The sequence below is a fragment of the Alteromonas alvinellae genome (assembly GCF_902705805.1).
On record NZ_CACSIH010000030.1, the window covers coordinates 1 to 8,458 of the forward strand.

General features: G+C 43.5%; 4 protein-coding genes and 1 pseudogene. 2 read left to right on the forward strand and 3 right to left on the reverse strand.

Annotated features, from left to right (window positions below; genetic code table 11):
- Positions 1–22: 22 nt before the first annotated feature.
- From ACX5KA_RS02155 to ACX5KA_RS02165, 3 genes and pseudogenes are all read right to left on the reverse strand, one after another.
- Positions 23–127: pseudogene (locus ACX5KA_RS02155) on the reverse strand (putative oxygenase MesX); the annotation flags it as partial.
- A 272-nt stretch (positions 128–399) separates the two neighbouring features.
- The gene (locus ACX5KA_RS02160; RefSeq protein WP_071980522.1) at positions 400–2,997 is read right to left on the reverse strand and encodes a TonB-dependent receptor; all 2,598 of its coding nucleotides are present in this window, start codon (positions 2,995–2,997) and stop codon (positions 400–402) included.
- A gap of 268 nt (positions 2,998–3,265) precedes the next feature.
- Positions 3,266–4,540, reverse strand: a complete 1,275-nt coding sequence (locus ACX5KA_RS02165; protein ID WP_232230502.1) for an ROK family transcriptional regulator — start codon at positions 4,538–4,540, stop codon at positions 3,266–3,268.
- Positions 4,541–4,658: 118 nt separating this feature from the next.
- Here ACX5KA_RS02165 and fucP point away from each other — a divergent pair, with 118 nt between their 5' ends.
- Positions 4,659–5,933: an L-fucose:H+ symporter permease gene (gene fucP / locus ACX5KA_RS02170; protein WP_071980521.1), complete on the forward strand. Its 1,275-nt coding sequence runs from the start codon at positions 4,659–4,661 to the stop codon at positions 5,931–5,933.
- 239 nt (positions 5,934–6,172) lie between these two features.
- On the forward strand, positions 6,173–8,455 hold the full coding sequence (locus tag ACX5KA_RS02175; protein WP_278384544.1) for a WD40/YVTN/BNR-like repeat-containing protein: 2,283 nt from the start codon (positions 6,173–6,175) through the stop codon (positions 8,453–8,455).
- Positions 8,456–8,458 lie beyond the last annotated feature (3 nt).

Sequence of the window (8,458 nt, forward strand, 5' to 3'; positions counted from 1 at the left end):
TAATCACAAAAGATCAACACGCCTTAGCTAAATTTGCATAGTTAGTGGTAATTCGCGTTGTCTCTGAAGGGCTATACTCCTCATTCAACGGTGTGCTAGTAATAGTAAATTCAAAGTCTTTATTCATTGTGTTTCACGCTTCCCTCAATGGTGTCTCTGCATGGGAATGTTATACGCAATGTTTGTTATGAATAAAAATGACTTAATTCATCTATCGATGAACTTTATTCATGTTTTGGTGGATTATAGTGGGTTATAGAAGGTGAGTTGAATTGTATAGATGGTGGTCTGAAAGTGTTGAGTAGCAGAGCAGACCGATTTGCCAATCAATAATAAAAAAGCGGTAGTGAAAAAATAGAGTAGGGTAGCTTGGTCACACGCCCAAGCTACCCAAATTGTTTAGAAGCGTTTACCTACACTTACTGTAAAGGTGCGAGGCAACACAACACGGGCGTTAAATGTGGTATTTTGCCCAGCTACAGTTTCTCCAGCTCGTGGATCGCCTTCCGATAAGCCTTCAGAATTGTTGATGTTTTTAACGTCAGCTCTTACGTAATAGCCATCTTCGTTTTCTATCGCAAAGCCAAGGTTAAGCATGCCATAGAAAGGGAGTTCAGCAGTATTAGCATCGTCTGCATAACGTTTTCCGCTCCACGAGTAAGTGGCGTTTACACTGGCCACACCCCAAGCAAAGTCTTCAAACTCATAGCTGGTGGTAAGTTGCCCAAAGTGCTTTGGAACGCGAACAGGCATATTGCCATTAATGTTCACTGTGTCTACGTTTCCGTCGCTGTTGATAAATTCAGCCGCTGGCGTGTTTACGAATTCTGGATCTTGATATGTTGCAGATAAGCCAACTCTCCAGCCTTCCGTTACTTGTAAATTGAATTCAGCTTCTAAACCAAGTGTTTCTGTATTGCGAAACGCTTGGCGTTGTACCACCTGATTGTCAACTACAGTGGGAACGTTAAAGAATAGGTCGTCTGCTGCGGCATAATAAGCTGTTAAGAAAGCAGCAACGTCGCCTGAGTTATATTTGAAGCCTAACTCTGCCATTACTGTAGAGGCTGGTTGGGTTTCACGACGTTCAGAGCGATTAAACTCGTCTATCTCTGCTTGACTTGAAAGGTCGGTAATTGCCATATATTTATCTACGTCAGGCATACGAAACCCGTCTGCATATCGAGTAAAAACAGCAAAGTCTTCATTCACGATGTAATTCGCAGCAACTGTCCACGCTAACTCGCTATATTCAATATCAAAATCTCGATAAGTGCCGTCACCGAAGGGTAGGACAATGCTTCCGTTTACTAGGTCAGCATCGCTAGTAAAGCTACTTATTTCGTAGTTGCCCTGATTCTCGGCTTCACCATTTGCTCTAAGTGTTTCGTAGCGTGCGCCAAGGTTTAGGGTTAAATCATCTATCTCGTATTCAAAGTCCGCATAAGGCGCAATGGTCGACTCGTTATAAACAATATTGGCAAAGCCATGTGAACCAGCCTGTATTCCTTTATATGTACCGCTGGCAATGTCATTGCCTTGTTCGTCAATAAACGCGATATCTAAACGTTGTGGTAAAGGCTCAACAGACTGAAGGGTGTTAATTCGGTAATCGGTAACATGGCCGTTAATATTAGAAACAAACAAACCAAATGTAGAGTAAATAGTGCCTTCATCTAAACCTTCGTAAACATGACGAAGTTTTGTTTCATTTTGAAGGTTATCGCCTTCAAAGCGGCGATGCCAAAAGCCTGCATTAATACCAAAACCATTGGTATTAAAAGTATCAACATTGCTGTTGTTAGCCAGTTCAAAGCCTGTCCCGGCATCGAGTATTCTGTAGTTCAAACTATCATTAAAAACCGCATCGGCAAGGGCAGTTTGGTTGCTATCAAATATAGCTTGAGCCTTACCCGATAAAGGTTCTGCGTTGCCAACATTAATAATACCGGTGAACGTTGTTAGTAGGTCGGTATAGCGAACTTGGTTGGTAAACATCCAGTTGTCGTTTAGCTCTACCTCTGTGGTGTTTCCGATGTAGGTTACGTCTGCAAAGTTACCGTCGGTAACGTCTAAATCGATATCGCCGCTAGGCGTATTTGCTAAGCGAAGTAAACGCGCGCCCGCTGAGTTACCCGTTGTTCCATCGCGAATGTCCATCCCCCCTGGAATGGTTTGCGCATCGGTTGTTGAACCGGTAAGAGGCTGAGGAATGAAGAAGAAAGATTTGTCATCTTGTTTGTTAAATTCAAAGCGAGTAAAGCCACTGCTGTCTTTAAAAAAATATTTTACGTTGGCATTAATTTCACCACCTTGGTTGGCGGTATAGCCCGGGTCGCGAGCAGAGTCACCTCTGCGATACCAACCGCCAATGGCATAAACGGTTTGGTCGTTAATTGAGCCACTCACCCATGCTTGCGCACCTAAGCGGTTGTTACTATTGGTTTCAAAAAATACATCGCCTTCTGTATCGTCACCGCCTTCACGAGATAAAAAGTTAATAAAACCAGCAGGTGCACTACCTACGAAAATCGATGATGCACCACCTCTAATGGCTTCAACATTACCTATGAAATTAGAAAGGCGAGTAAAGCGGTCGTTTTGAGAAAACAAAACATCTTGGTTATAAAATACCGTCATACCATCGCGCAATAATGCAGTAAATTCCGTCTGCGTTGACAGCGGAAAACCACGAGGCGCAACATTGTTACCTGTTTCACCACCTGTGTCTTCCGCATGAAATCCAGGAATGCTGCGAACTAATTCACCCACACTATAAGGTGCTAAACGCTCAAGTTTTTCTTCGCCAAACGTTGTCATTGCGTTTGTCGATTCAATTTTTTCTTTTGGTCTAGATGTACCCGTAACAATGATTTGCTCAAAATCCAGACTGCTAGGTTTGCTTGTTTCCTCTTCAGCAGTTTGTGCCAAAGAAGTTTGAGAAATAGATGCAGTGACGGCTGCTGCGATGAGTGTGAGTTTAGTTGCGCATTGCATAATGTGTCTCTCCAGTGATTTATTTCTTAAAGTTGACTAACCCTGTCCCGTAGTTAGATTTAGTCAAATGTTAAGGGTGGTAACAAGATTGTTAACGAAATGTAGGTTATTCAAAATAATAAATCAACTAATATTATTTAATATTTTATGCACAAAATGACATCAACCTATTTACAGCGATTCGAAAACGCTTAAAAAGATGGGGAAACCCACAACGCAATGCTGTGTTTTATTAAAAAGAGGTAGGGAAAACTAAGGTCGTTAGACCTTAGTTAAAAAGGCTTCGACTGTCTTGAGAAAAGTTTGCCAATAGTGGCAGGTTTGCGCACCCGATAGACTGCGCTTTGCCTCCTATCGTGCCGCTTACAACTTCGCAGGGTGAGAGCCCTCGAGTATCTGATTTTGCTATTTTTTCTGCAGTAGCACGTACAATTTTTTCTCTTACCGTAACGGGAATAGCGCCATCAATAACGATGGCCTCAAAATCAAAAATAGCCATAGAGCAAAGGGCTACATAGGCGAGACCATCGGCTACTTTGTCAATCCAGTCATCCAGAGTGGCGCCTAACTCTCCCCAGTATTCACTCGACTGCCATAGTGATTTTCCATCGTAACCTGCATCAATTAGCATCTGTTCGAGTATGTATAATGAGGACTGCATGATCAGCTGTTGGGATGATAGCTTTCCTTGTGGGTCGAGTACTGGTTGAGGCAATGAGCCAATAGCACCTGCATTCCCCGTTTTGCCGGTAAACAACGAACCATTGAGTACCACGCCACCACCAATAAACGTACCAATAAACACGTACATGAAATTGTCGAAATGATGTGGGTTACCAAAGCTTAGCTCGGCAGAGCATGCAGCGGTATCATCGTTACAAACATAAACCGGTAAATTGATAATACTCGTGATCCCTTGAGTAAAATTAAAGGTTTTCCATTCGTCCAATACTTCCGACGGGGCGCCTGCTTCTTCCGCCCAGCTCCATATTTCGTAGGGCGTTGCCACGCCCACTCCTAAAATTCTTTCACGCAAATCGCTGTTCAAACCTAGAGTAAGGGCCTCAATGCCTTTTTCTAAAAATGCCAGTAATTTAATAACGCTGGGGTATTGAACGTTTTCATGAAGAGTAGCGCGAACATTGCCATTCAAGTCAATTAAAGTGAGGTCGAAACTTCGTCTTCCTACCTTTAAACCTATACCAAATGCTCCTTCTGAATTGAGTGCAAAGGGCACTAAAGGTTGTCCTACTCTGCCTCGCTGGGGTGTTTTTCTTACTAGTAGTTCGTCAGCCTCTAAGCGATTTATAATGACTGTAACTGCTTGAGCAGACAGTCCAGTTTTGTGGGCTATTTCTGCTTTAGGTAATGCACCATGTTGGCGAATGAGGGATATGATTTTTCGCTCATTCTGGACTCTTAGACCAGATTGACCTCGGCCTTCTCGTGTCGATTTCTGAGTTTTTGCTTTATCGGTCATGTCGTCTACTTCAAAGAAATTTAGGTTGGTTATGTTAAACGTAATAACTCCGTTTTTTAACATTTGTTTTTTGCCAATAAATTTGCTTAATCATATTTAAATAAATAAAGTTGATTTATTGACATGGCAATACTTTGTTGATCAAATGCGTTAACCAAAAATTAACATGCGACCGTAACCCATGCAACAAAAAGCCCCCTTAGTCTCTCGTGATATGTTACTGCCTTTTATTCTTCTTACTGTATGTTTTGCTGCATGGGGAACTGCCGCAAATATGACTGATCCGCTTGTTAAAGTGTTTAGCAAAATTTTCACTATGTCTTCTTTGCAATCAGCCTTAGTTCAGTTTAGTTATTATGGCGCTTACTTTTGCTTAGCCATACCGGCTGCATTTATCAACAAACGGTTCTCTTATAAAACTGGAGTGCTGACCGGGCTGGGATGTGCCATTTTAGGGGCCTTTATGTTTTACCCCGCCAGTCAGATGATGACGTATGGTTTTTTTCTCGCGGCCTTGTTTGTGTTAGCCGGTGGGTTATCTATTCTTGAAACCTCTGCTAACCCGTATGTCATGCGAATGGGGAGTGAAGTTACAGCTACTCGACGTCTGAATTTCGCTCAGTCATTTAATCCTGTTGGCACTAATTTAGGAGTGTTTTTGGCAGCAACGCTCATTCTTCCCCAATTAAACCAAGCAACAGCCGATGAGCGAAGTAACATGAGTGCTGATCAACTCGTTGCGGTAATGAGTGCTGAACTTGAGGCCGTCATGGTGCCCTATGTGGGGTTTGCATCCGTGTTGGTGGTTATTTGGATAGCCATTGCCATGATGAAAACGCCCGCAGTTTGTCAGGCTCAAGAGACGAGTAATAAGGTCGATTTTAGGGCCACAATGGGAAGGCTTTTCAAAAATCGCCACTATCGCTTTGGTGTAGTAGCGCAGTTTTTTAATGTAGCAGCGCAAACCTGTGTGTGGACCTTTACTATTCAATACGTAATGGAAGCCAAAGGCGGAGATGAAATATCTGGTGGGACTGTGTTGCAATACAGTATGTTGGTTTTCCTTTTTTCGCGTTTTGTAATGACATGGATCATGGGCTTCATTAGGCCTGCGGCTCTGTTAACCGTTATGTCTACTGTCGCTACGTTACTGTGTCTTTGCATGATTGCCATGCCTAATGATACAGGCGTTTGGGCGCTTATTGGTATTTCGGCTTGCCTATCACTCATGTTCCCAACTATCTATGCCATTGCACTACACGGATTAAAAGATGACGCTAAATTTGGTGCGGCAGGATTGGTAATGGCTATTCTTGGTGGGGCACTTATTCCACTTATTCAAGCGGCACTGATTGATAACTACAGTACAGCGCTATCCTACATAGTCCCCGCGGGCTGCTTTTTAATCGTTGCTTCGTATGCTGTTTTCGATCTTAGGTCAAAGCAAAGAGCGTAACACTTTGCCCTGTCGGTACGTTGAAGGCCCAAGGGGGCTTCAACGTGCCGCGCATTAAAATTCTATAGCCCAACATATCTTCACAGCTTCTCATTATTGTATATTTGCATATTCAAATTCCTCACCAAAGTCATTGCCTTAACGCTACGCTGGCTGCAATATAAGTGTTCATCGTTACAAAACATCAAAAATAAGCATTTCCACTTTTAAAAATAATAACCAAAATAAGGCGTTCAGCAATGATATTACGGCGAACATTAGCTGCTCTAGTTGTGTCTGTGAGCACACTGTTGAGTTTTTCGTTTCCAACTTATGGATTAGAAGACACCATTGATGCAGTACTTTTCGACAAAATGGAATACCGTTTTGTCGGTCCTTACCGTGGCGGTCGTTCGGTTGCCGTTAGCGGCGTTAAAGGCAACCCGCAGCTTTATTACATGGGCGCTGCTGGTGGTGGAGTATGGAAAACTGAAAACGCGGGAATATCGTGGAAGCCGCTATCAGATAAACACTTCGCAGTAGGCAGTATTGGTTCCATTGCAGTAGCGCCTTCCGACCCCAACGTAATTTATGTTGGCACTGGTGAAGGCCCTATTCGAGGCGTTACCACAAGTCATGGCGAAGGCATCTATAAATCTACCGACGCGGGCGAAACATGGAAGCTGGTTGGATTAGACAATCGGGGTCAAATTCCAAAAATACGCATACACCCTTCGAATCCAGACGTTGCTTGGGCTGCGGTTCAAGGCAATATTTGGGCTCCCAACGAACAGCGCGGTATTTTCAAAACCACTGATGGTGGTAAAAATTGGCAACACGTATTAAAAGTGAATGCAGATACCGGCGCAGCCGATTTGGCCATAGATCCTTCTAACCCAAGAATACTCTATGCAAGCATGTGGCATCACGGCAGAACGCCGTGGTTTGTAAAATCTGGCGGCGATGGGGGCGGCATTTATAAGTCTATTGATGGCGGTGAAACCTGGGAGCAGCTTGAAAAAGGCTTGCCAACGCTCATTGGTAAAGTGGGAATTGATGTATCACCATCAAACCCTAAACGACTCTACGCCATTGTTGAAGCTGATGAGGGCGGTTTATATCGCAGTGATGATGCTGGGGCTACATGGAAGTTAATGAATGGCGACAATATTCTTAAAGCCAGAGCTTGGTATTACAACCATATAAAAGTTGACCCGAACGATGAAAATACTCTGTACGTTATGAATGTGCAGCTGCATAAATCCATTGATGGCGGCAAAACCTTTGAAATTAAGTCGCTGCCTCATGGAGATACTCATGACATGTGGATTAACCCTGAAAACAGTTTAAACATGATAAACGCCAACGATGGTGGCGCAACCGTTACGTTTGATGGTGGAGCGTCGTGGTCGAGTATTTACAATCAACCCACTGCGCAATTTTACAGAGTGACCACAGATAACCTTGAGCCGTATCATATTTATGGAGGCCAGCAAGATAACACCACTATGGCAACGCCTTCTGCGACTTGGGATAGTGGCATAGGCATTGACGAACAATTTGCAGTGGGCGGTGGTGAAAGTGCCCATATCGCGTTTAACCCAAACGATCCTGCGCTTATCTACGCCACTACTATAAACGGTACACTCACGGAATTTGATAGAGAAAGCGGGTTAACTCGCCCCATCATGCCTTACCCTGAGTACGTGTTTGGTCGTAATGCTCGAGACCAGAAATATCGCACTAATTGGAATGCGCCGGTTTTAGTATCAAAACACGACCCAAATACTGTGTATTACGGAACACAGGTGATACTAAAAACCACTGACAGGGGGGTAAATTGGCAAGAAATTAGCCCTGACCTTACCCGTAACGATGCTGAAAAGCAGGGGCTAAATGGCGGTCCTATTACTAACGAGCAGGCGGGCGCTGAATATTACAATACGGTTTTTTATATCGCTGAGTCGCCAACAAACGCGGGAGAGCTTTGGGTAGGTGCAGATGATGGTAAACTGCATCTTACTAAGGATGGAGGAAAAAACTGGGTAGATATTACCCCTCATAAAAAAGAGGCTCAGGTAAATGCCATAGAGTTAAGCTCTCATGCCGAGGGCAAAGCTTACATTGCAGTGACTGGCTATAAACTTAACGACTACAGCCCATATATTTATAAAACGACAAATTATGGAAAACGCTGGACTCGTATTGATAAAGGCTTGCCCGAAGACGCTTTTGTAAGAGTAGTTCGTGAAGATACTCAGCAAGAGGGTATGCTGTTTGCCGGCACAGAAAGTGGAATATTTATAAGCTTTGATGATGGTAAAAACTGGCAAAAGCTGTCGCTCAACTTACCTCCGGTTGCAATAACAGACCTTAAAGTGAAAGGCGATGACCTTGTGGTTGCTACACAGGGAAGAGGGTTTTATGTGTTAGATGATATATCGCCTCTTCGCGAAGTTAACGAATCTTTGGTTGATGAAAAGCTATTTCAATTTAGCCCTGTTGACGGCGTGCGGTTACTAAGGCGTGTTGATCTTTCGTGATTA

Excerpts from the sequence above, each read along its gene's own strand:
- ACX5KA_RS02160 (WP_071980522.1), bottom strand. The coding sequence starts at position 2,997 with ATGCAATGCGCAACTAAACTCACACTCATCGCAGCAGCCGTCACTGCA.
- ACX5KA_RS02165 (WP_232230502.1), bottom strand. The coding sequence starts at position 4,540 with ATGTTAAAAAACGGAGTTATTACGTTTAACATAACCAACCTAAATTTC.
- fucP (WP_071980521.1), top strand. The coding sequence starts at position 4,659 with ATGCAACAAAAAGCCCCCTTAGTCTCTCGTGATATGTTACTGCCTTTT.
- ACX5KA_RS02175 (WP_278384544.1), top strand. The coding sequence starts at position 6,173 with ATGATATTACGGCGAACATTAGCTGCTCTAGTTGTGTCTGTGAGCACA.